This is a genomic window from Thiopseudomonas alkaliphila, from assembly GCF_001267175.1.
Taxonomy (GTDB): Bacteria; Pseudomonadota; Gammaproteobacteria; order Pseudomonadales; family Pseudomonadaceae; genus Oblitimonas; species Oblitimonas alkaliphila.
Map to the genome: position 1 here is coordinate 1357288 of NZ_CP012358.1, position 23857 is coordinate 1381144.

A 23857-nucleotide genomic window follows, 5' to 3' on the forward strand; every position below is an offset into this window, starting at 1 on the left:
CACTGCACTTTAGCGTAACCGCTGACTCCAGAGTCGCAATTTTGGCTAATATCACTGATGGCAAGCGGGATAAAGCACCCTAGCTATTCACCCTTGAGATTTAATCCTGTACTCTAGCTCAGTACTGTTCTCTTCTTGGGGTTATTCACCCCTCTTTTTATCAGGATCACTGTCATATCATGGATTCTCAGCATTCATATACTTTTTCTAACCGAGCCAATCAGCTCACCAGTTCCGCCATTAGAGAAATCCTGAAAGTCACCACTCGACCGGAAATTATCTCCTTTGCTGGCGGCCTTCCTTCAGCTGATGGATTTCCTATTCCTGAATTACGTCAAGCCTTTGATCAGGTACTCGCTAATGATGGCCGTGAAGCACTGCAATACGGCCCAACCGAAGGTTATACTCCACTCCGTCAATGGGTAGCTGATGATCTCAGTACCGACGATGTCAAAATTAATCTTAATGAAGTATTAATTGTTTCCGGCTCCCAACAAGCCTTAGACATGCTGGGTAAATTATTTATTGATAATGGCAGTAAAGTACTGGTGGAGTCGCCAACCTATCTCGGCGCCCTCCAATCTTTCTCTGTGTTTGAGCCTGAATACGTAGCGATGGATACCGATGAAGGCGGCTTAATTCCTGCGGAAGTGTCCACTGCTAAAGCTCAAGGCGCGCGCTTTATTTATGCGCTGCCGAACTTCCAAAACCCTACTGGCCGCACCATGAGTGCTGAACGTCGCCAAGAGTTTGTTGAGCGTTGTGCTGCCGCTAACTTACCGATTATCGAAGACGACCCCTACGGCGAACTGCGCTATATTGGCAGCCCACAGCCCAGCTTGCTAAGCCTAGGCCGCAAAGCGGGTGCAACCGTGATCCGCCTAGGTTCGTTCTCTAAAGTATTAGCGCCTGGTTTGCGTCTAGGCTATATCGTGGCACCTTCAGCAATTATCGATAAGCTGGTGCAAATTAAACAAGCCACCGACTTACACTCACCAACCGTTACGCAAATGGCCGTTTATGAAGCGGTAAAAAATGGTTTCTTAAAACAGCATTTACCAACGGTGCGTGAACTCTATAAACGCCAATGCCAATTTATGCTGGACGCAATGCAGCATTACTTCCCTAAAGGCGTGCACTGGACTCGTCCCGAAGGAGGAATGTTCCTCTGGGTCACCTTACCTGAGCATATGAGTGCCAATGAGTTACTGCAAAAAGCTATTGAGCGAAATGTAGCCTTTGTTCCTGGCGAACCCTTCTACGCCACCGCCGAAGCTAAAACGAATACCTTCCGTCTCAGTTTTGTGACGGTATCTGAAGAGCGTATTCGTCAAGGCATTGAAATTTTAGGGCAACTGATTCGCGAACAACTCTAAATTTCAGCACCATAACACTAATCAAGCCGCATATTCTGCGGCTTGATTATTACTACACTAACAACTCCACGCCTTTGCTATAGCACTTGTTGATTTAAGTGCACTCCATTTAACGACAGCGCAACACCCTGAGCCAAACTATCCCCCACCGGACACTTTTCAGCCACAAACTTAATTAAGGCTGCAACATCCTCTTTCGCCGAAGGCGACTCAATCCAATACTGGTAACGAATCGCTGAATAGCCAGGACGCACCTCTGACTTGCCTAAAAACCCATCAAGATCCAAATCGCCCTCTAACTTAACGTTAAATCCGTCCAATACCACATTAAACTTGGCGGCATAGACCCGAGCTACAATGGCCTGGCAAGCACCTAAAGCGCCCAACAATGCTTCCACAGGATTCATTCCAGTATCCGTACCGCCTAAGCTCTTGGGCTCATCTAGCATGAGCTCAAATTGACGCGCCTGCACCTTAACTGCAACCCCTTGTTGTAACTCAGCACAGACATTGACCTGCTCTACTGCCATAACCCGCTTCTCCCTAACTCGTCGCTAAAAAATCAATCTAACGCTATATCTGCCGAACCATAAATAACTAATGGCTATATAACCCATAAAAAATGCCCAAGGCTAGGCTTGGGCATTGGCGCGAACTTCGCTAGTTTTACAATAGCAGACTGCGAATTTCTGCTAACAGATCACTTAAGCGCCGGGTAAACTGAGCAGCCGCAGCACCATTAATTACTCGGTGGTCATAGGATAATGACAACGGCAGCAGCAGGCGCGGCTTAAACTTCTTGCCATTCCAAACCGGCTGCATGGTGGCGCGCGATACACCTAAAATGGCTACTTCAGGAGCATTCACAATCGGAGTAAAACCGGTTCCACCAATATGTCCCAAGCTTGAAATAGTAAAGCACGCACCTTGCATTTGATCAGGGCTAAGTTTTTTATTACGGGCTTTGTCGGCTAACTCTGCTGCTTCAGCGGCTAATTGCAGCAAACTTTTTTGATCCACATCCCGAATCACTGGTACCAATAAGCCCTCAGGCGTATCAACTGCAAAGCCTAAATGCACGTATTTTTTGCGAATTAATGCCGTACCACTCGGTGCTAATGAGCTATTAAAATCTGGCATTTCTTTTAACAAATGAGCACAGGCTTTTAGTAAAAACGGCAGAATGGTTAATTTGACCCCTGCTTGTTCCGCTACCACTTTTTGTGCCACTCGAAATTTTTCGAGCTCACTAATATCTGCCGACTCAAACTGCGTAACATGTGGCACGTTCAGCCAGCTACGATGCAAATTAGTCGCCCCAATTTGCTGCAAACGGGTCATGGCGACCTCTTCTACTTCACCAAAGCGTGAGAAGTCAACTTCAGGAATAGGCGGAATACCTGCGCCCGGCGCTTCTCCACTCGCAGCCTTTTGTTTGCTAAGGACAGTTTGCACATACAACTGCACATCTTCTTTAACAATCCGATCGTGCGGCCCAGTCGCAGTCACTAAGCCTAAATCCACCCCAAATTCACGGGCTAATTTTCGTACCGCAGGGCCGGCATGTATTTGGCTTTTGGCTTTTACAGGTTTAGTCGGTTGACTAATCGGCGCAACGGATACAGAGGTAGCCGTATCAATAGGCTCTGCTGGTGCCATTGACTCTGTTGCTGGGGCGGTTGTATCAGGTGTAGCTTCTGCTTCACTTGCAGCAACTTGAGTTTTAATTTTAAAAATTAAATCGCCTGTACCCACTTCAGCATCTAAGCGCACCAGCACTTCAGTTATCTCACCGGCAACGGGTGATGGAATTTCCATACTGGCTTTATCTGATTCCAGCGTCAGCAGTGAATCTTCCGCTTGCACCTGATCACCCACCGCCACCATCAGCTCAATCACCCGTGCTTTACCAGTGGAACCAATATCTGGCACTTTAATCTCTTGCTCTTCAGCACTTATTTCAGTTGCTGACTTAACAGCGGGCGCTACTGAAGATTCAGCCTGCTCTTCACTCGCTTGCTCTGTCGTTGACTGGCTTTGCTCTGCAGACTCAGTAGCTTCAACCGCTGCCGATTCGACCTCCAACTCCAGTAATTCATCGCCTTCTTTTAAACGATCCCCTAGCTGTACCTTTAAGCTTTTAATAATCCCTGCTTTCGGCGCTGGAATTTCCATACTGGCTTTATCAGACTCCAGCGTCAGCAAACTTTGCTCCGCTTCAATTTCATCGCCGACTTTGACAAATAACTCAATTACCTCACCTTCACCATTACCGATATCAGGCACGCGAATTAATTCAGTGGTCATCGCCTTACTCCTTCTTAGCAGTCCAGTGGGTTGGGTTTGTTGGCATCAATACCAAATGTTTGCATCGCATCCAGCAGTACTTGTGCCTCTAGCTGTCCATCTTTTACTAACCCTTCAAGCGCCGCTAACACCACCCAATGCCGATCCACTTCAAAGAAATCGCGCAGTTTTTTACGTGTATCACTGCGGCCAAAGCCATCGGTTCCTAAAACTTTATAAGTGGTTTGTGGAATCCATTGCCGTACCTGATCAGCGTACAGTTTCATATAATCCGTTGAGGCCACCACTGGACCACGCCGCTCTGTCAAACACTGCTCAAGATGGCTTAAACGCATCGGCTCACGGGGATGTAAACGGTTCCAGCGCTCCACCTCTAAACCATCGCGGCGTAGCTCATTAAAACTGGTCACACTCCATACGTCAGCACCTACTCCAAACTCATCCCGTAGAATTTTCGCTGCCTCGCGTACTTCACGCAAAATCGTACCGCTTCCCAATAACTGCACATGCAGCTCTGATTGGCGCTTATCTTCTTCAAGCAAATACATGCCGCGAATAATGTCACGCTCAATATTTTCCTGCTGAGGAATGGCAGGCTGCACATAGGATTCGTTCATCATGGTGATGTAGTAAAAGCAATCTTTTTGCAGCTCCAACATCTGATGAATACCCTCTTGGATAATTACCGCCATTTCATAGCCATAGGCCGGATCATAGCTGTGACAATTAGGAATAGTGCCTGCCAAAATATGGCTATGCCCATCTTCATGCTGTAAACCTTCGCCATTAAGCGTAGTGCGCCCCGCAGTACCGCCCATCAAGAAACCACGCGCTCGAATGTCCCCAGCTGCCCAAGCCAAATCGCCTATACGCTGAAAACCAAACATCGAGTAGAAAGCATAAAAAGGCAACATAGGCTGATTGTGGGTGCTGTACGCAGTGGCTGCGGCGATCCATGAAGACATCGCACCCGCTTCAGTGATTCCTTCTTCTAGAATTTGCCCTTTTTTATCTTCCTTGTAGTACATCACTTGCTCATGATCCACCGGCTGATACAGCTGCCCGACTGCCGAGTAAATGCCTAACTGCCGAAACATGCCTTCCATGCCAAAGGTACGAGCTTCATCGGGAATAATGGGCACAATACGACTGCCCAAATCTTTGTCTTTAACTAGATGCGATAAAATTCGCACAAAGGCCATGGTGGTTGAGATTTCACGCTCACCGGTACCATCTAATATCGCTTTTAGCGTTTCTAATGGAGGCGTTGGAATGCTAATACTTTTGCTGCGCCGCTGCGGGACAAAACCACCGAGCTTTTCGCGGCTTTGCTTAATGTATTTAATTTCTGGACTGTCCTCGGCAGGCCGATAAAACGGCAAGCTTTCCAGCTGGTCATCATCCACTGGAATCCCAAACCGATCACGGAATGAACGTAAGCTAGGTAAATCGACCTTTTTCACATTATGTGCAATGTTTTGCGCTTCACCACTACCGGTGCCATAGCCTTTAATCGTTTTCGCCAAAATCACACTAGGCTGACCTTTATGGTTCACCGCGGCATGGTAAGCGGCATACACTTTAAAGGGGTCATGGCCACCGCGGTTGAGCTTCCACACCTCATCATCACTGAGGTCTTCCACCATTTTTAACAGCCGTGGATCAGTGCCAAAAAAATCGCTGCGGACAAAGGCACCGTTATTGGCTTTATAGTTTTGATAATCTCCATCGACGGCCTCTTCCATACGCTGCTGCATGACCCCTTCAGTGTCTTTAGCAAATAATGGATCCCATAAACGTCCCCACAACACTTTAATCACGTTCCAGTCGGCACCGCGAAAATTCCCTTCTAACTCTTGAATAATCTTGCCGTTACCACGTACGGGGCCATCTAAGCGTTGTAAGTTACAGTTAATCACAAAGATTAAGTTATCCAGCTTTTCACGCCCAGCCAGCGAAATTGCACCTAAGGATTCTGGCTCATCGGTTTCCCCATCGCCTAAGAAACACCACACTTTTTGCTTACCAGGCGTAATAAATCCACGGTGTTCAAGATATTTCATAAAACGTGCTTGGTAGATTGCCTGAATCGGTCCAAGTCCCATAGAGACTGTCGGAAACTGCCAGAAATCAGGCATTAGCCAAGGGTGTGGATAAGAAGATAAACCCTTGCCATCAACCTCACGGCGAAAATTACTCAGCTGCTCTTCAGAAATACGCCCTTCTAAAAATGCCCGCGCATAGATTCCGGGCGAGGCATGGCCTTGAAAGTAAATCAGATCACCGCCGTGTTCCTCTGTCGGGGCCTGAAAAAAATAGTTGAAGCCAATATCGTACAAGGTAGCACTTGAAGCAAAGGTGGCAATATGTCCACCTAAATCAGGATCAGCTTGGTTAGCTCGCATCACCATCGCCAATGCATTCCAACGCACGAGCGAACGAATTCGCCGCTCCATAAACAAATCACCCGGCATTCGCGCTTCATGGGTCACCGGAATCGTATTACGATAAGGGGTGGTAATGGCATGGGGTAAACGGGTACCGTTACGGCTAGCATACTCACCAAGACGCTCTAATAGATAATGAACGCGCTCTTCTCCTTCACGCTCATGCACCGACTCTAAAGAGTCTAGCCATTCTTGGGTTTCAACTGGGTCTAAATCCTGCATAACCTACTCTCTCCAAAGTGACTTCACGCTTTATTGAAGCCTGCTGTACAGTTGACTGGATAAGTCATCGTACTTGGTAAGAATCACTAAAGCGTATTTAGTTTCTTGTAGTTTTACTACAAATAGACCAGCAAGTCAGCTGCTATTTAGCGGCTTAGATCAATCTTTTGTCGAATAGGTATTCGGCCAGTTTTAGCCCAAGCAAAGTACGCCTAAGCCAGCTAAACTAAACAGCTTATTTATTTTCACTTATCATTTGCTCACAGTAGGTGCGTCATGATTCCAGCTTTTATCGAGCCACTACCCGAGGCTTTATTACCGCTTCAGCAGCGCGCCAAACAGCGTTGGCTGAATGCCCTAGCTGAACATCAACTGCCTGCTGTTCCTTGGTCTGATGAACGTCAAGCACTGTTTCTCCACCTGGCTACGCTCAGCGATTTTATTTTGGAATATGCCGTTCGCTGTCCTAATAAAACCATTGCATTAGCTACCTCAGGTGAGCTAGATCGCACTTTGGTGCCCGGCGAAACCCGTTATCAACTGAATCAATGTCTGGCCCACTGCGAAACCGAAGAGCAACTCATTTTGCAGCTGCGCTTATTTCGTAATCGTCAGCAGTTTCGCATTATTTGGCGCGACCTTTCCCGCCAAGCCGAACTGGGGGAAACCTGTCGAGATGTTTCAGCCCTAGCCGATGCCTGTATTGATGCTGCCTATCAGTGGTTGTACCAACAACACTGCGCCCTGTTTGGCACCCCAATTGGCCGTTACAGCCAACAACCACAGCACTTAGTAGTACTGGGCATGGGCAAACTCGGTGCTTATGAGCTGAATCTGTCCTCCGATGTGGATTTAATTTTTGCTTACCCTGAAGCCGGTGAAACCCAAGGTGCCAAACGCAGCCTAGACAACCAAGAGTTTTTTACTCGGCTCGGGCAAAAACTGATTAAAGCGCTAGATGTGATTACTGCCCAAGGCTTTGCTTTTCGGGTCGATATGCGCTTACGTCCTTATGGCTCAGGCGGGCCACTGGTCTATAGCTTTACGGCTATGGAGCAGTACTACCAAAATCAAGGCCGCGACTGGGAGCGCTACGCCATGATTAAAGCGCGCGTGGTGGGTGGTGCGCACAGTAATGGTGCAGCGTTATTACGAATTTTGCGCCCCTTTGTTTATCGTCGTTATCTGGACTTTTCGGCAATTGAAGCGTTGCGCTCCATGAAGCAATTAATTCAGCAAGAAGTTCGCCGCAAAGACATGGATGACAACATCAAACTTGGCTCGGGTGGCATTCGCGAAGTTGAGTTTATCGCCCAAGCCTTTCAGCTAATCCATGGCGGTCGTGATCTCAGTTTACAGCAGCGGCCACTACTTAATACCCTCGATACCTTATCAGCCCAAGGCTATTTAACTGCAACCGATGTTACCGAGCTGAAAGAATCGTATCGTTTTTTACGTTACACCGAGCATGCACTACAGGCAGTGGCCGATCGACAAACCCAAACCCTGCCCGATACTCCAATCGAACAACAACGTATTGCCACCATTATGGGCTTTGCTAACTGGACTGAGTTTTTACAGCGTTTAGCTTACGAGCGTAAAGACGTAGAAAAACACTTTCGTGAAGTGATTGCCGATCCAGACTGCGAAGAAGATGAAGAAATCATCGGCGGTGAATGGTTACCGGTTTGGGAACAAACTATTGATGATGAAAGCGCCAGCCAGCAATTTATCCAAGCCGGTTATAGCGATGGCGTTACCGCGGTGCAACGCCTGCATCTGCTTCGCAATGGCTCGCAAGTGCGCGCTATGCAACGCATTGGCCGTGAACGTTTAGATGCGTTTATGCCTAGGCTGTTAAGTCAAGCCGCTGAACATGACACGCCAGATTTAGTGCTAGAGCGCGTCTTACCACTGATTGAAGCGGTGGCTAGGCGTTCAGCATATCTGGTGCTACTGACAGAAAATCCTGGTGCTTTATTACGCCTAATTACTTTATGTGCCGCTAGCCCTTGGATTGCCGAGCAAATTACTCGCTTTCCTGCTCTGCTGGATGAGTTGTTAAACGAGGGACGCCTCTATCGCCCACCGCTTGCTCCCGAGCTGGCAGCAGAACTACGTGAGCGCTTAATGCGCGTCCCGGAAGAAGATGTCGAGCAACAGCTCAACGTCCTGCGCCACTTTAAATTGGCGCACCGTTTACGCGTAGCTGCCTCTGAAATTGCTGGAACCTTGCCGTTAATGAAGGTCAGCGACTATTTAACCTGGCTAGCTGAAGCAATTTTAGAACAAGTCATGCTCTTAGTTTGGCAAGAACTCGTGCGCAAACATGGTTATCCGAAACAATTAGATGGCTGCCCCTGCGAGCTAAACTTTATTATTTTGGGCTATGGCAAATTAGGTGGTATTGAACTAGGACATAGTTCAGACCTAGATTTAGTGTTTATTTACGACTGTGATCCCCAAGCTGAAACCGATGGACCGCGCCCAGTAGATGGTGCCCAGTTTTATACTCGTCTAGGTCAGCGCATTATTTCTATGCTCACCACCCGCACCACTTCAGGCGGGCTCTATGATGTAGATATGCGCCTACGCCCCAGTGGTGACGCCGGGTTATTAGCCAGCACCTTAACTGCGTTTGAACGTTATCAGCTACAGGAAGCTTGGACATGGGAGCACCAAGCCTTAGTGCGTGCCCGGGTCGTAGCAGGCTGCCCACAGCTTGCCGAGCGCTTTAATCAAGTTCGGCAAACCGTACTCGCTAAACAGCGTGACTTAATCGAGTTACGTTCAGCGGTCAGCGAGATGCGCTGGAAAATGCGTGATAATTTAGCCACACAGATTACCGATGGTGGGCGTAATGCCAACGCCTTTGAGGCGAATATGCCATTTGATCTAAAGCAAGACGCTGGGGGCATCGTCGACATTGAGTTTATTGTGCAATATGCGGCCCTAGCTTGGTCATGGCAATACCCAGAACTTGTCACCTATACCGATAACATTCGGATTTTAGATGCACTGAATGCCAGCCAGTTATTTACCCAAGATGATGTACTACTATTACAGGAAGCCTATAAAAGTTATCGCGCCGCCGCACACCGCTTTGCTCTGCAAAAACAGCGAGCAGTAGTCGGTGGGGAAAGCTTTCATCCCGAACGTCATGCGGTGTTACGTATCTGGCAAGCACTGGGGTTGGAGTAAGTGCCCTTAGCGCCTTACTCTCGTGCTGTAAAATTAGTCTAAAAAGTGCCATTTTCTGATTAAAGTTGCTTTATTGCATGGCTTTAGCTAATTAGCCGTTGCAATCTGCAGGGCCGCCCTGTAACTTTTATCCGCGCAAACCTGCAGTTAATCTGACTTAGCAGAATCTTTTTTATTTACTTGGCAAATTCGAGGTTATCTCACTGAAATGATTATTTTCAGTCGTACTCTAGTGATGGGTTTATTACTAAGCGTTCCCTTCATCAGTCGTGCTGAAAGTAACAGCCTGATCGTGCCACAAGCCAACTGCGAACTCAGTGCCACTCATAGCCAACTGCAAGAAACTGCCGACCCAAATCAGCCTTTATTAACCCAAGCCCTGACTCAGCAGTTAAATTACTGCACCCGTTTAGCTGAACAAGGTGATGCCGATGCCCAATATCAGCTCGGTTGGTACTTTGAGTCACGCCCTGAGCCTAACCTAAATCAAGCTATCCATTGGTTCGAACAAGCCTCACTGCAAGGCCATGCCACTGCACAATGGCGCTTAGGCTTGCTGTTTTTCCATGGCCAAGGGGTGCCGAGCAATAAAGTGCAGTCATTTATTGTCTTAAAAATGGCCTCAATTAATGGCGAAGAGCAAGCAATTGATGATGCTGACCGCGTAGCCAGTAGCATGCAAAGCCAAGAACTTGAACTGGCTAACCAAATGCTGAGCCAAATTTTCTATAATTATATGCAAGAGTTGCTGCCTGAGCCTGAGCTCTCTACCCCACTAAAGCTAACTCCCTAAACACCGCGCTGCACTTGCTGCTTTAAATACTGATAGGCCTGCTGTACTGCAATGAGTCGAGCAGTGATCTGCTGCACCTGTTGGGCATCTGCTACTGCAGCATATTTATCTGGATGCAACTGACTGGTTAAGCGCCGATACGCCCGCTTAATTTCTGGCCACTGTGCTGCATAATTCAACCCCAGCACCTGTAAAGCTGCTTGCCGCCCCTGCACTAGGCGACCTTTAGCTTGTTGCTGAGCCTCGTGCTGTAATTTTAAAGCAACTATCGGACTCATCTGCCAACGCTGGGCTAACTGTTGCAAAAAACCCAGTTGAGCCATGGTAGGTGAGGTTGAGGCATATACCATCCGCCAGCCAGCAGCCAACCAATCGGATTTATCCTGCATTGCAAGCGTGAGTCGCTGCAACTGAGCGCAAACCTTATCTGAATTTAGCTGTTTACCTTGGCTACACGCTGCAGCAATCCAGTCTACCGCCATACTACCTAAGCTAAGCCGACGCATTTCTTGCTCTAACTGCTGAATCTGCGCTGCTTGCACCGCCCCTGCCAACTTAGCCACATGCCCCAAATAAAGAAAGAATAACCGCTGCAGCGCACTTTCACCGTGCAGCGGCCGCGCTCTTCGTAACTGACGCCAATTGAACACCAAGCTAACTCTACTGCCGTGCTGCCAATTCAGCTTCAGCCAAGCGCTCGACGGTACCGACGTCAATCCAGCGTCCGGCATAATGCTCGCCGCTGACCTTGCCAGCGCTAATCGCTTGTTTTAATAACGGCGCTAACTTAAAAGCACCTGGCACACAGTCACTGAGTAAACGGGGATCAAGCAGCGCAATGCCACTATAAGTTAAGCATTCGCCCTTTAATTGCACTTGCCCTTGGGTCAGAGCAAAGTCACCTAAAGGATGGTGCTCAGGATTATCTACCAGCACCAAGTGAGCTAATTGCTGCCCCTCTAGCAACGCTGTCTGCCGCAAATGACTAAAGTCATAATCGGTCCATACATCACCATTGAGCAAAATAAAGGGCTGAGGCCCAAGCAGCGGTAGCGCCTGTAAAATGCCACCACCGGTTTCTAAGGGTTCTGCTTCAGCCGAATACTGAATCGACACTCCCCAGTGTGCACCATCGCCTAAATAGCGCTCAATTTTTTCACCCAACCAAGCATGGTTAATCACCAGTTCTGTGATACCAGCAGCTGCTAAGCGGCGGATATGGTGCTCAATCAGCGGGGTATCGGCAACTTTAATTAATGGTTTAGGCGTAGTTAAAGTCAGCGGGCGTAAGCGCTCTCCTTTACCTGCAGCCAGAATCATTGCTTTCATGCTTCACTCCATCCTTGCCTGAATTAAAGGCCCAAACTATTGAGCAATTGCTGTAATGGTTTTAGCTCAGGGCGGCGTGCAATCACCGTATTTAAATAGTTAAAAAAGCGCGGGGTATCAGCCAAATAACGCGGCTTACCATCACGGTAATTAATTCGGGCAAAGATCCCAATCACTTTAAGATGACGTTGTACGCCCATTAAATCTGACCAGCGCTGGAACTCAGCAAAATCAGTACCTACATTTAAACCCACAGCCTGCGCTTGCTGCCAGTAGTGGGCTAACCACTCGCTCACTTTATCGTCCGGCCAACTCACAAAGGCATCTTTAAATAAGCTCGTAATATCGTAGCTAATCGGCCCTTGCACTGCATCTTGAAAATCCAGCACGCCAGGATTAGGTGCACTCAGCATCAGGTTGCGCGGCATATAATCGCGGTGAACAAAGGCAGTGGGTTGCTCAAGTGCACTGTTAATTAGCAGTTCACATACCTGCTGCCATAATTGTTGCTGCTGTGCAGTGAACGATTGTTTTAATTCATGCTGTACATACCACTCAGGAAACAAATTCAGCTCGCGAGCTAACAGCGCCCGATCGTACCTAGGTAAGTTTGCTGTGTCGGTGTTCAATTGCATAGTAATTAAAGCCTGAATTGCCAAACTAAATAACTGATCAGCATTCTCAGTGGTTAACACTTGCAACCAGGTCTCTAGGCCCAGATCTGATAAAACCAAAAAACCCTGCTCAACATCTGCGGCTAAAATTTCTGGTACATTAAGCCCTGCTTTAGCCAGCTGCTCTGCTACCTTAATAAACGGTCGGCAATCTTCATTGGGGGGCGGTGCATCCATTAGTACTAAACTGAGCGCACCACTTTGCCAGCGAAAATAACGGCGAAAACTAGCATCACTACTGGCTGCAGTTAAGCTGGGCTGATTCAGTTCACCCCACTGGCGCTCAGCGGCTAAGCGTGGAATTTGTTGTTGCAACCAACTGTTTAACTGCTGTAAACGATGATCAGCGATGCTATCTGTAGATTCTGGCATTCATATTCTCCTAACGGTGTAGCCGTTCTGCATTGGTTGCTTTATTATCGCGTATTCACTTTCCAGCCCTTAGGGGCGTGCGGCTATAATACCAGCCAATGGCACTCAGGAAGCACGGACATCACAATGGCAGCTAAAACACCTTTATTTCGTCGAAAATTTCCCCTGCTAGTTACTAGCAGTTTACTCGCTATTCAGACTTTTTCTGCCAGCGCTGCATCCGAGCAGTTTGCTTGCCAGGTGTCTGCTTCAGGCCAATGGGATTGTAGTGCTGCGGCACCTAGCCAACCCCTACCGCCCAGACCCAAGCAAATAAGCACCCAAGCTGAACCTTTATTGCTGCCTACCCAGCCGGCCAAGACAAAAGTAGAAACGCCCTTAGCTGAGTCATCAGCAGAACCTGCGCTACGTCTTGATTCAACCGTTGCCAATGATTATCAGGGCGTACCCTCAACCAATGATTACGCAATTTTAGACTGGGTACCTCGCGAGCAACTAACCGCTGCCCAATTAGAAGAAATTAGCCCTTACTGCGCAGGCGACTATATTGAGCCCTTGCGCCCGGGTATGGATGATAAAACTCCTGCCGATGAGTCGCCGCTCTATATCTCTGCTAAGGCATCACGTTACGAGCAAACCAGCGATGTGGCTATGCTGGCCGGTGATGTGGTGCTACGCCAAGCCAGTATGCAAGCCGAAGCCCATGAGGCTAAGCTTTACCGTCAAGAGAATCGTGGTGAGCTAATTGGTGGCGTACGGTTACGCGATACCGGTGCGTTATTGGTCGGTGATCGTGCAGAAATTCAATTGGATACCGGTGCAGCCAAAGTTGAAAATGCCCAGTACGTTATGCACCAAGGCCGCGTACGTGGTGAGGCCCAATACGTTAAGCGTCAAGAAGACGGCATTATCCGCCTCAAAGATGGAACCTACACCCGGTGTACACCTGGCAGCAACACTTGGCACGTACGGGCCAACAATATCACCCTAAATAATGAAACAGGCTTTGGTACCGGGACTAACGTAACCTTAAGGGTTAAAGACATTCCTGTGTTCTATACGCCCTATATTCACTTTCCGCTGGATGATCGCCGGGTATCGGGCTTCTTAGTGCCGAGTATTTCCTATAGTCGTAGAAAAGGCGCTGAAGTTACTACCCCTTACTATTTCAACTTAGCACCGAATATGGATGCTACCTTGTATCCGCAGTTGATCAGTAAGCGCGGCCTGTTAATGGAAGGTGATTTCCGCTACCTCAGCAAAAACAGCGAAAGTAAGGTCAGTGCCTCCTGGTTAAATGACCGCGAAGATGAGCGTAAACACCAATCAGAATACAAAGATACGCGCTGGCTCTATCGCCTTGAGCACACCCATGGCTTAACTTCGCGCTTACGTGCTGATTTAGACTATACCGACCTCAGTGATCCTTACTTTTTTGATGACCTGAATACCTCGCTGGATATCAGTTCCAAAAACTTTGTTGATCAACGCGGTAGCCTGACTTGGCGCGGCGATAGCTTTACTGCCGGCCTGAATGCCCACGCCTATGAGCGAGCCAATATTGCCGATGTAACCCCCTATAACCGTCTACCGCAGTTAACCCTCAATGGGCGTGCACCCTTTGAGCTAGCTGGTTTAGATATGGGCTACCAAACCGAGCTGGTTCGTTTTGAGCGCAGTCTTAAAAGTAGTGAATATCATGATCAAGATGGAATAAGTAATCACAACAAACCTTACTGGAATGATCACTATATCCAAGGCTTAGCCCGAGCAGAAGGTAATCGCTTACACCTTGAGCCTAGCATTAGTCTGCCGCTGAACTGGTCATGGGGTTACATTAAACCGGCAATTAAATACGCCTATACTAAATATGACTTAACCTTAGATAGCCGTGGAAAAGACACTTTAGGTGGGCAGAAATTTCATAGCAATCAATCACGTAGTGTGCCGATCTACAGCGTTGACAGCGGCCTATACTTTGACCGTGACGCCCAGTGGTTTGGCAAAAACTATCGCCAAACTTTAGAGCCACGCCTGTTCTACCTCAATGTGCCATATAAAGATCAAAGTGATATTCCGGTATTTGATACCAGTGAAAGCACTTTCAGTTACGCTGGCATGTTCCGCGACAACCGCTTTAGTGGCCGAGACAGAATTGGTGATACCAACCAGTTCTCACTGGGGGTAACAAACCGCTGGATTGATGAAAGTGGCTTAGAGCGCCAACGCTTCTCGATTGGCCAAAGCTACTACCTGCGTGATCGCAAGGTGCAGATGCCAGGGGTTAACTATGAAGATAAGCCTGAGTCTAAGCACAGCCAATCGCCTTATGCAATGGAATATATGCTGCGCTTTAACCAAGACTGGCGCCTAACTTCAGACTTTGTATGGGATAAAAACAGCCACAGCACACGCTCAGGCAGCTTAATGTTCCATTACCAAGATCATGCTGATCTGAATAAAATTGTTAACTTTGGGGTGCGCTACCGCGCTGACCGCACCTACTACGACAGTGAAAAAGGTGAATGGGTAACAGGTACCGATTACGGTAGCCCAGGCAGCAGTGACTACGTTAAAGACTTCTACAAAATCAAACAAACCGATATGTCGGTCATGTGGCCCGTGGTTCCACAATGGAGCGCGATTGCCCGCTGGCAGTACGACTACAACCGTAATCGTACCTTAGATGCCTTTGCCGGTTTTGAGTACGACAGTTGTTGCTGGAAATTACGCCTAATCAACCGTTACTGGTTAGATTATGATGAGAATAACCAGCGCCCGAATGATAACCGTGAAGCGGATCGTGGCGTATTTTTACAAATTGTCTTTAAAGGCTTAGGTTCAGTCACTGGCCAAAAAATAGACACATTCTTAGATGAAGGCATTAAAGGGTATCGTGAACGTGAAGATCAAGCTTTCTAACTCTCTGCGCCCTAAAATGCTGGGCGCGGCATTATTACTTGCTAGCTCCCTGCTTTCAGGTACGGCGCTGGCGCAAGTACAAGCGATTGATGGCATTGCAGCTATCGTCAATGACGATGTGATTATGCGTAGCCAGTTTCAACAACGGGTCAAAGAAGTAACCAGTGCCATTCGTAATCAAGGTGCTGAAGCTCCGCCAACCGAAGTACTGCACCAGCAAATTCTGGAGCGCTTAATTTTAGATAGCATTCAGCTACAAATGGGTGAGCGTGCGGGCATTCAAATCAGTGACGAAGAGCTAAATAACTCCATTGAAATGATTGCCCAAAGCAATGGCTTAAGCGTTGCACAGTTTCAGCAAGCACTCACTGAAGATGGTTTGTCCTTAGCCGAGGCGCGCGAGCAAATCCGTAAAGAAATGATTATTTCTCGGGTTCGCCAATACCGCGTATCGGAGCGGATTCAGGTTTCTGACCAAGAAGTGAAAAACTTCTTGGCCTCAGATCTAGGCAAAATCCAGCTCGGTGATGAATACCATCTGGCCAATATCTTAATCCCACTACCCGATGCACCGACCCAAAAAGATCTGCAGGCAGCGGAGCAAAAGGTACAAGAAGTTATGGGCAAACTCGAGCAAGGCACTGACTTTGCTCGGTTAGCCATTCAATTCTCGGCCAGTGAAAATGCCCTCCAAGGCGGTGATATGGGCTGGCGTAAAGCAGTACAGCTGCCTTCACCCCTGGATCAGCAAATCGGTCAGATGCAAGTCGGTCAGGTAACCCAACCGGCCCGTACTGCAGGCGGCATTGTGCTGATTAAGCTATTGGATAAGCGTAGTTTAGAGGCCAGCACTCGAGAAGAAACCTTAGTGCGCCATATTCTCATTAAGCCCAGCGCGATTCGTAGTCCAGAAGAAGCAAAGCAGCTAGCCCAGCGTATTTATGATCGCTTACAAAATGGCGAAGACTTTGCCGAACTGGCGAAAAATTTCTCAGAAGACCCGGGCTCGGCGTTAAATGGCGGCAGCCTCAACTGGATTGATCCAGATGTGTTGGTGCCTGAGTTTAGAGAAACCATGGCCAGCGCTCCGATAAATGCAATCAGCAAGCCATTTTCTACTCAATTTGGCTGGCACGTCTTGCAAGTGTTAGATCGCCGCACGACCGATAGCAGCACCCAAGCCCGCGAGCAACAGGCGCTAAATATCTTACGTAACCGCAAATTTGAAGAAGAAGTGCAAACCTGGTTACGTCAAATCCGTGATGAAGCTTATGTGGACATTAAAATCTAATGGCTAAACGTTTCGCCCTCACCGCCGGCGAGCCGGCGGGCATCGGTCCAGATTTATGCCTAATGCTGGCTGCGAAAGCGCAGCCCCATCCAGTCATTACTATTGCTAGTCAAGATCTATTAGCACAACGTGCTACAGAATTAGGACTAACGGTCGAGCTATTAGCAGTTAACCCACTGGCATGGCCAGAACAACCCGCACCAGCCAACAGCTTGTATGTGTGGGATATTCCCTTAGCAGAGCCTGTAGTTACTGGTCAGCTCAATCCAAACAATGCGCAGTATGTGCTCGATACCTTAAATCGTGCCGGTTACGGCTGCCTAGGTAAAGACTTTGCCGGAATGATTACTGCTCCTGTGCATAAAGGCGTGATCAATGAAGCCGGCATTCCGTTTTCTGGGCATACAGAGTTTTTAGCTGAGCTCACTCATACCCCGCAGGTGGTAATGATGTTAGCTACTGAAGGCTTACGCGTAGCTTTAGTCACGACCCACCTGCCATTACGTGAAGTGGCCGATGCCATCACTGCTGAGCGGTTAACCAAAGTTACCCGTATTCTGCATCAAGACTTAGTTAGTAAGTTTGGTGTTGCACAGCCTAAAATACTGGTCTGCGGCTTAAACCCACATGCCGGTGAAGGTGGTCATCTGGGACGCGAAGAAATTGAAGTGATTGAACCAACCCTCAAACAGCTTCGAGCTGAGGGTATGGATTTAGTCGGACCACTGCCAGCTGATACCCTGTTTACTCCTCGCTTATTAGCAAACTGCGATGCGGTGTTGTCAATGTTCCATGATCAAGGCCTGCCAGTGTTAAAACACAAAGGCTTTGGCGCTGCAGTGAATATCACCTTAGGCATGCCAATTATTCGTACTTCGGTCGATCATGGCACTGCACTAGATTTAGCTGGTACCGGACAAATTGATTTAGGCAGTATGCAAGTAGCTCTTAACACTGCTTATGCCATGGCTGAAACCCAGCAAGCATAAATACCCTCTAGCCATACTCGCTTTATAAAATTTAGTCCTTAACTACAAAATAAAACGTATAATCTGCGTTTTATTTTGTATTTTTTGTCTAACAATGTTCGGAGTTAGAGTGAAAACCATCAAAGGTTTTATCGCAACATCTCTGCTGCGCCTTATTGCAAAGCTTCCTTGGCATACCGTACAGTCAGTGGGTCGTTTAATCGGTTGGAGCCTATGGGCGCTACCCACTAAAGCCAAGGAAACTGTGCGTATCAATCAGTCTTACTGTTTTCCTAACCTACCCTTTCAGGAACGGCAAGCGTTACAAAAACGCACCCTTAGCCATATCGGCAAAACGATGACTGAAAGCGCTGCTGCTTGGCTCTGGCCTGTAGAGAAAACTCTAGACTTAATTATTGAAGTTGAGGGTGAGGAAATACTGCAAACCGCACTAAATAGTGGTTTGGGCGTCGTTGGAATTACCAGCCATCTAGGCAACTGGGAAGTGCTCAATCATTATTTTTGCTCACAGTGTAAGCCGATTATTTTTTATCGCCCACCCAAACTTAAAGCCCTAGATGAGCTAATCAGTGCCCAACGTGTGCAACTAGGTAACCGCGTGGCGCCTTCAACCCGTGACGGCATTTTAAGTGTAATCAAAGAAGTGCGTGCAGGTGGTGCGGTAGGCATTCCAGCCGACCCCGAACCTAGCGAGTCAGCAGGGTTTTATGTCCCCTTCTTAGGTACCACGGCATTAACCAGTAAATTTGTACCCAGCATGCTCAAGGGTAAAAAAGCCTTAGGGGTGTTTTTACATGCTATCCGTTTAGAACACGGCCGTGGTTTTAAAGTGATTATTGAAGCAGCGCCGGAAGCAATGTATAGCCGCGATAGCGAGCAGGCAGTGGCGGCAATGAGTGCTGTCTTAGCAAGATACGTCGAACGCTGGCCAGAGCAATATATGTGGAGCATGAAACGCTTCAAAAATCGCCCGAATAATGAGCAGCGCTGGTATTAACCAGCGCACTCTATACTACTTAGCTCAAGCTTTGTCTAAAGCGTAGCAAAGCAACGGTAAAGAAACTCACACCCACGGCTAATAAAGCTAATATCTCAGGCCAAACCAACGACCAGCTAGCATCCCTAAATAAAATCGCCGTGGCCAAGCTGACAAAGTGTGTGGTTGGCGAAATCTGCATCGCCATTTGCAGCCATTCTGGCATGCTATCAAGCGGAGTGGTACCTCCAGAGAGCAGCAGCATTGGCATCACCACCGGAATTGCCAATAAGCCAAATTGCGGAATTGATTTAGCCAAGGTCGCTAAAAATACCGCCAATGCTGTACAGGCAAATAAGTACAACGCGGTAATGCCTAAAAATAATGGCATAGAACCTACTAAAGGCACACCTAAGGCTTTTTTAACAATTAGCTCTAAAGACACCCAAGTACAAAACACTACCACTAGAATGTTAGTCCAAACCTTGGCTAGCATAATTTCTGCAGCAGTCAGCGGCAGCACCAATAAGTGCTCAAGGGTCCCATGCTCGCGTTCTTTCAGCAGTGCCGTTCCGGTTAACAACACCGCCAAAATTGTTACGTTGTTAATAATCTGGATAATGGCTAAAAACCAGCCGCTTTGCAGATTACTGTTAAACAGCGCGCGCGTCGTTAACTTAACCGGAGCCACGGCAGCTTTAGGTGCGGCACGCGCCAGCTCAGTTTGTAGAATTCGTCCAATATAGCCAGCCCCCATAAAGGCTTGGCTCATGGCGGTGGCATCCACGTTCACTTGTAATTCTGGCTGCTTATTGGCTAACAGGTCAGCCTGAAAATTACGCGGCACATTAATTACAAAGGTGTATTGCCCCGAATCCAGCGCCTGATCGACTTGTTGATAATTAATCAGTACTGGTGGCTGAAACTCTGGTCCGCGCAGCACCTCAAGCAACTGCCGAGAGATTCGAGAGTTATCCTCATCTACAATGGCGATACTGGCATTATTCACCCCAATGCTTGAGCCAGAGGCTGGCATATAAATCGCCACACTAAAGGCGTACAACATAAATAAAATCAGCACTGAGTCATAGCGTAAGCTAATCAACTCTTTAATACCTAAATTAAAGATATGCGATAACTTGTGCATTTTATGCCTCCTGCTTTTTCAGTAACAGCAAGCTAATGCCAGTAAATAAAATAAAGAACCCTGCTAGCGCGACAAACTGCGGCCAAAGCTCAGTAAATCCAAGGGCTTTAGTAAAGGTACCCACGGCAATATCTAAAAAATACCCGGCGGGAAAAAAGTCACCCATCAGCGCCGAACCACCCTCTAGCGAAGAGCGCGGAACAATCAGGCCGGAAAATTGCACCGTTGGCAATGCGGTTAAGATCATCGTACCTAAGATGGCTGCAATCTGAGTTTTGGTTACAGTCGAGATCAATAACCCAAAGCTGGTAGTTGCCAAGACATATAAGGTACCGCCAGCAAATAAAGTTAACCCACTGCCTTTCAGTGGCACATTAAATAACCATTTATTAAGCGCTACTAATAAACCCAAGTTCAATAGACTAACTAATAGATAAGGCGCTTGCTTGCCCAGTAAAAACTCTAAGCGAGTTAAAGGCGTCGCGTAAAAGTTAGTAATCGATCCTAGCTCTTTTTCACGCACAACTCCTAACGCGGTAAGCATGGCCGGAATAAACACCAAAATCAGCGCCATCACTCCAGGTCCAATTGCATTGACACTGATAACGTCTTGGTTATAGCGAAAACGCGTTTCTAAATGAATCGGCTGCCTCACTTGGGGCAAGGCTAAACTACTTTCTGTTTGCAAACGCTGCATACTTTCAGCATGCACTGCCTCAACATAACTGCGGCTAGTTTCGGCCCTGAAAGGCATGCCACCATCTAACCAAGCGGCAACTTCTGGCTGCTTACCCGCCAACAAATCACGCCCAAAATTGGGCGGTATTTCTAGCGCCAGCTTGATATCAGCACGCTGTAAACGCCCATGCAGCTCTTGGATACTGTGCAGCGGTGCTTGCTCAGAAAAATAACGAGAGCCACGAAAAGCCTCTAAATACGCCCGACTTTGTGCACTGTCATCCTCATCAAGCACGGCAAAGGCGAGATTCTCAACGTCCAACGAAATCCCAAAGCCAAAAATGATCATCATAAACACCGCACCCAAGAGCGCAAATGCCATCCGCACTTTATCCCTTAGTAACTCTTTGCTTTCACGCATCGCCAAAGCATAGGTTCGGGTTAAGCTAAACCCCTGACGCGGTGCTTGGATCTCCTGATCTTCTCCCGCTAGGGTACTGGCCTCGCTAGGCACTTCATCCTGGGCTTGCTGCAAACAAGTGACAAAGGCATCTTCTAAAGTTTCACCGTCAAACTGCTGCTGTAGCTGTGCTGGTGTCCCAACGGCTAATACTTCACCGGCATGCATCAGGGAAATACGATCACAGCGTTCCGCTTCGTTCATAAAGTGGGTGGATAAAAAGATCGTGACGCTATCTTCTCGAGACAGCTGCAATAAGATCCGCCAAAACTCATCTCGAGCTGCAGGGTCTACGCCTGAGGTTGGCTCATCAAGAATCAATACTTCTGGCTGGTGGATAATTGAGACTGCTAATGATAAACGCTGCCTAACCCCTAAAGGTAAAGCCCCTGCCTGTTCTTGTGCATAAGGGCTGAGACCAAATTGCTCAATTAATGCTTGGGCGCGCTGCCGGCCTAAATCACGCGGCATATCAAATAACTTGGCATGCAGCTCTAGGTTTTGTCGCACACTCAACTCACCATACAACGAGAAACTTTGCGACATAAAGCCTACTCGTTTGCGAGTGGCTAAGTCTTTGGCATCCACTGGCTGGCCTAACAACCAAGCCTCACCAAAGGTTGCTGGCAATAAGCCGGTGAGCACCTTCATGGTGGTGGTTTTACCGCAGCCGTTGGAACCTAGAAAACCAAAAATCTCGCCCTTTTCAATGGCAAAACTCACCTCTTTAACCGCAGTAAAGTCGCCAAACATTAAGGTTAAATCAGTGGCTTTGATCGCAATGGGTGCATTTTCTAACGTTCGCGGCGGAATCTGTAACTCACCTGACTCTGCCGCCTCAGCACTGGCTTGACCACTAGCAACTAGCCGTTGCTGCTGATAATAGGTAAAGGCCGCATCCAGCTTTTGGCTCGGCACCACCTGTGCCAACTCTGCAGTCGCACCTTGAGCAATAATCTGTCCCTGATCAAGCATTAGGCAGTGCTCAAATTGCGCGGCCTCTTCCATATAGGCCGTGGCCACTAATAAGGTTAAGTGTGGACGCTCAGCCCGCACTCGCTCAACCAACTCCCAAAAGTGACGGCGGGATAAGGGGTCAACACCAGTGGTTGGCTCATCTAAAATTAACAAATCAGGATCATGAATCAAGGCGCAACAGAGCCCTAGCTTTTGCTTCATCCCGCCGGATAGCTTACCTGCTGGACGCTGGGCAAACTTTGTTAAGTCGGTCGCAGCTAACAGGCCCACCATGCGTTGATCACATTCTTCGCGTGATAAACCAAATACCGTAGCAAAAAAACGAATATTTTCTTCAATGGATAAGTCAGGATACAGGTTATGCCCTAATCCTTGGGGCATAAATGCAATGCGCTGATACAGTGTTTTACGGTGACGGCGTTGATCTATCGGCCCACCCAGCACCGACAGCTCGCCCTTTTGTAAAATCTTAACCCCAGAGATCAACCCCAGTAAGCTCGATTTACCCGCCCCATCAGGACCAATCAATCCACACCGTGCGCCCACTGGCAACTCAAAACTAATCGAGCGTAGTGCCTGCTGTGTACCGTATTGATGGCTAATATTTGTTGCTTGAATGGCTACTTGACTACCCATGGCTCCCCCTTAAGCGTGGCTTTCCCTCCAATTGTCATGTGCTTGGCATCACTACTTAAGTTTGTCAGGCCATTCTATCTGCTCTGATTTACGCACAAAACCAGAACCTGGCATGCCCGGCTTAGCTTGTGGGCTTGCTTGAGGATCAGTAAGACGAAGCTTTACTCGAAACACTAGCTTCTGACGCTCATCACGGGTTTCCACCTCTTTAGGGGTGAACTGCGCTTTATCAGCCACAAACTGCACCTTAGCCGGTAATGCTTGATCTAAAGCATCTAGCAGCACCATCGCCGAATCGCCAGTCGCTAATGCTCCCGCCACTGCGGAAGGCAAATAAACGTTCATATATTGATCTGTAGGATCAATCAGTAATAACACTCGCCCGCCAGCGCCTAAGACTTCACCAGGCTCTGCTAAACGCATTTGCACCACACCATCCATGGGGGCACGCAAGCTGCTGTCTTCAATCTCACTGGTCAGCTGCGCTACAGTGGCTTCGGCCGCACTAATCGCTGCCTCTGCTGCAGACACTTGCGACTGCGCAGCAGCTACTGCCGCACGTGCGGTATCAAACTGGGCTTGGTGTTGATCAATCTGCTGACCACTAGCATGACCACGGTCATACAGCTCTTTAAAGCGAGTTAAGTTTTGTCTAGCTAATTTTTGCTCACTACTACGTAGCGCAACGGTGGCTTTAGTAGTAGCTAGGTTTTCTTTAGCCCGCGCTACTTCAGCTTGTGCTTGATTTTTCTGAGCTTCTAAGGTTTTCGTATCCAACTTAGCCAATAACTGTCCCTTAGTAACTTTGTCGCCCTCTCGCACTAATACAGTTTCTAAGCGCCCTGGATACTTGGTAGCAATATGGACTTCAGTCGCCTCCAGCCGCCCATTGGCTTCATAGACTCCCTCTGGCAACTTCACTTGCAGCGAACGCCAATAACCAAAACCTGCAGCTGCCACTAATACCAGCAGTACCGGCCAAATAAAATGACGTGCTAACGACTTTTGAGCAGACATAACATCCCCTGAAATATGACTAAAACTAAAAAATCGGCCTTA

General features: G+C 48.0%; 16 protein-coding genes. 7 read left to right on the forward strand and 9 right to left on the reverse strand.

Translation table 11 applies throughout. The features are described 5' to 3' along the window. Window positions 1-179 precede the first annotated feature (179 nt). The gene (locus AKN87_RS06605) at window positions 180-1376 is read left to right on the forward strand and encodes an aminotransferase-like domain-containing protein (RefSeq protein WP_053102869.1); all 1197 of its coding nucleotides are present in this window, start codon (window positions 180-182) and stop codon (window positions 1374-1376) included. 77 nt (window positions 1377-1453) lie between these two features. Here the strand turns inward: AKN87_RS06605 and AKN87_RS06610 are convergent, their stop codons facing one another. The 3 genes from AKN87_RS06610 to aceE form a co-directional block, all read right to left on the reverse strand. Continuing rightward, entirely contained in the window at window positions 1454-1906 is a 453-nt protein-coding gene (locus tag AKN87_RS06610; protein ID WP_053102870.1) for an OsmC family protein, read from the reverse strand. 136 nt (window positions 1907-2042) lie between these two features. Then, on the reverse strand, window positions 2043-3683 hold the full coding sequence (gene aceF / locus AKN87_RS06615; RefSeq protein WP_053102871.1) for a dihydrolipoyllysine-residue acetyltransferase: 1641 nt from the start codon (window positions 3681-3683) through the stop codon (window positions 2043-2045). Between the two features lie 14 nt (window positions 3684-3697). Next, the gene (aceE, locus tag AKN87_RS06620) at window positions 3698-6352 is read right to left on the reverse strand and encodes a pyruvate dehydrogenase (acetyl-transferring), homodimeric type (RefSeq protein WP_053102872.1); all 2655 of its coding nucleotides are present in this window, start codon (window positions 6350-6352) and stop codon (window positions 3698-3700) included. Window positions 6353-6628: 276 nt separating this feature from the next. Between aceE and glnE the strand changes: the two genes are divergently transcribed. Together glnE and AKN87_RS06630 are read left to right on the forward strand one after the other, a co-directional pair. Beyond that, entirely contained in the window at window positions 6629-9553 is a 2925-nt protein-coding gene (gene glnE, locus AKN87_RS06625; protein WP_053102873.1) for a bifunctional [glutamate--ammonia ligase]-adenylyl-L-tyrosine phosphorylase/[glutamate--ammonia-ligase] adenylyltransferase, read from the forward strand. Window positions 9554-9761: 208 nt separating this feature from the next. Beyond that, complete coding sequence (locus tag AKN87_RS06630; protein WP_053102874.1) at window positions 9762-10346, forward strand: tetratricopeptide repeat protein; 585 nt, start codon at window positions 9762-9764, stop codon at window positions 10344-10346. Here the strand turns inward: AKN87_RS06630 and AKN87_RS06635 are convergent. From AKN87_RS06635 to AKN87_RS06645, 3 genes are read right to left on the reverse strand one after another with little or no spacing between them, the layout of a single operon-like run. Next, window positions 10343-10996 carry a DnaJ domain-containing protein gene (locus tag AKN87_RS06635; RefSeq protein WP_053102875.1) on the reverse strand — a complete coding sequence of 218 codons (654 nt, stop codon included), beginning with the start codon at window positions 10994-10996 and terminating at the stop codon, window positions 10343-10345. The two genes, AKN87_RS06630 and AKN87_RS06635, sit on opposite strands and share 4 nt — an antisense overlap. A gap of 10 nt (window positions 10997-11006) precedes the next feature. After that, the gene (gene murU / locus AKN87_RS06640) at window positions 11007-11675 is read right to left on the reverse strand and encodes an N-acetylmuramate alpha-1-phosphate uridylyltransferase MurU (RefSeq protein ID WP_053102876.1); all 669 of its coding nucleotides are present in this window, start codon (window positions 11673-11675) and stop codon (window positions 11007-11009) included. A gap of 23 nt (window positions 11676-11698) precedes the next feature. Further along, window positions 11699-12721, reverse strand: a complete 1023-nt coding sequence (locus tag AKN87_RS06645; protein ID WP_053102877.1) for an aminoglycoside phosphotransferase family protein — start codon at window positions 12719-12721, stop codon at window positions 11699-11701. 126 nt (window positions 12722-12847) lie between these two features. Here AKN87_RS06645 and AKN87_RS06650 point away from each other — a divergent pair, with 126 nt between their 5' ends. The 4 genes from AKN87_RS06650 to AKN87_RS06665 all read left to right on the forward strand — a co-directional run bounded on the left by AKN87_RS06650 (window position 12848) and on the right by AKN87_RS06665 (window position 18920). Then, window positions 12848-15643 (forward strand): LPS-assembly protein LptD, encoded by a 2796-nt coding sequence (locus AKN87_RS06650; protein ID WP_053102878.1) that lies wholly within the window; start codon window positions 12848-12850, stop codon window positions 15641-15643. After that, entirely contained in the window at window positions 15618-16934 is a 1317-nt protein-coding gene (locus AKN87_RS06655; protein WP_053102879.1) for a peptidylprolyl isomerase, read from the forward strand. Before AKN87_RS06650 ends, AKN87_RS06655 begins: the two co-directional genes overlap by 26 nt. Next, window positions 16934-17923 carry a 4-hydroxythreonine-4-phosphate dehydrogenase PdxA gene (gene pdxA, locus AKN87_RS06660; RefSeq protein ID WP_053102880.1) on the forward strand — a complete coding sequence of 330 codons (990 nt, stop codon included), beginning with the start codon at window positions 16934-16936 and terminating at the stop codon, window positions 17921-17923. Before AKN87_RS06655 ends, pdxA begins: the two co-directional genes overlap by 1 nt. 109 nt (window positions 17924-18032) lie before the next feature. Then, entirely contained in the window at window positions 18033-18920 is an 888-nt protein-coding gene (locus AKN87_RS06665) for a lysophospholipid acyltransferase (RefSeq protein ID WP_053102881.1), read from the forward strand. Between the two features lie 19 nt (window positions 18921-18939). Here AKN87_RS06665 and AKN87_RS06670 read toward each other — a convergent pair whose 3' ends face one another. The 3 genes from AKN87_RS06670 to AKN87_RS06680 are packed head-to-tail and all read right to left on the reverse strand — an operon-like array spanning window position 18940 to window position 23815. Next, a complete protein-coding gene (locus AKN87_RS06670; RefSeq protein WP_053102882.1) occupies window positions 18940-20046 on the reverse strand; it encodes an ABC transporter permease in 1107 nt (368 codons plus the stop codon). Between the two features lies 1 nt (window position 20047). After that, window positions 20048-22798, reverse strand: coding sequence for a ribosome-associated ATPase/putative transporter RbbA (gene rbbA, locus AKN87_RS06675; RefSeq protein WP_053102883.1), 2751 nt, complete (start codon window positions 22796-22798; stop codon window positions 20048-20050). Window positions 22799-22849: 51 nt separating this feature from the next. Further along, complete coding sequence (locus AKN87_RS06680) at window positions 22850-23815, reverse strand: HlyD family secretion protein (RefSeq protein WP_053100484.1); 966 nt, start codon at window positions 23813-23815, stop codon at window positions 22850-22852. Between the last annotated feature and the right edge of the window lie 42 nt (window positions 23816-23857).

Bases quoted from the DNA above. Each gene is read 5' to 3' on its own strand.
- AKN87_RS06605 (WP_053102869.1), top strand. From the start codon at position 180: ATGGATTCTCAGCATTCATATACTTTTTCTAACCGAGCCAATCAGCTC.
- AKN87_RS06610 (WP_053102870.1), bottom strand. From the start codon at position 1,906: ATGGCAGTAGAGCAGGTCAATGTCTGTGCTGAGTTACAACAAGGGGTT.
- aceF (WP_053102871.1), bottom strand. From the start codon at position 3,683: ATGACCACTGAATTAATTCGCGTGCCTGATATCGGTAATGGTGAAGGT.
- aceE (WP_053102872.1), bottom strand. From the start codon at position 6,352: ATGCAGGATTTAGACCCAGTTGAAACCCAAGAATGGCTAGACTCTTTA.
- glnE (WP_053102873.1), top strand. From the start codon at position 6,629: ATGATTCCAGCTTTTATCGAGCCACTACCCGAGGCTTTATTACCGCTT.
- AKN87_RS06630 (WP_053102874.1), top strand. From the start codon at position 9,762: ATGATTATTTTCAGTCGTACTCTAGTGATGGGTTTATTACTAAGCGTT.
- murU (WP_053102876.1), bottom strand. From the start codon at position 11,675: ATGAAAGCAATGATTCTGGCTGCAGGTAAAGGAGAGCGCTTACGCCCG.
- AKN87_RS06645 (WP_053102877.1), bottom strand. From the start codon at position 12,721: ATGCCAGAATCTACAGATAGCATCGCTGATCATCGTTTACAGCAGTTA.
- AKN87_RS06650 (WP_053102878.1), top strand. From the start codon at position 12,848: ATGGCAGCTAAAACACCTTTATTTCGTCGAAAATTTCCCCTGCTAGTT.
- pdxA (WP_053102880.1), top strand. From the start codon at position 16,934: ATGGCTAAACGTTTCGCCCTCACCGCCGGCGAGCCGGCGGGCATCGGT.
- AKN87_RS06670 (WP_053102882.1), bottom strand. From the start codon at position 20,046: ATGCACAAGTTATCGCATATCTTTAATTTAGGTATTAAAGAGTTGATT.
- rbbA (WP_053102883.1), bottom strand. From the start codon at position 22,798: ATGGGTAGTCAAGTAGCCATTCAAGCAACAAATATTAGCCATCAATAC.
- AKN87_RS06680 (WP_053100484.1), bottom strand. From the start codon at position 23,815: ATGTCTGCTCAAAAGTCGTTAGCACGTCATTTTATTTGGCCGGTACTG.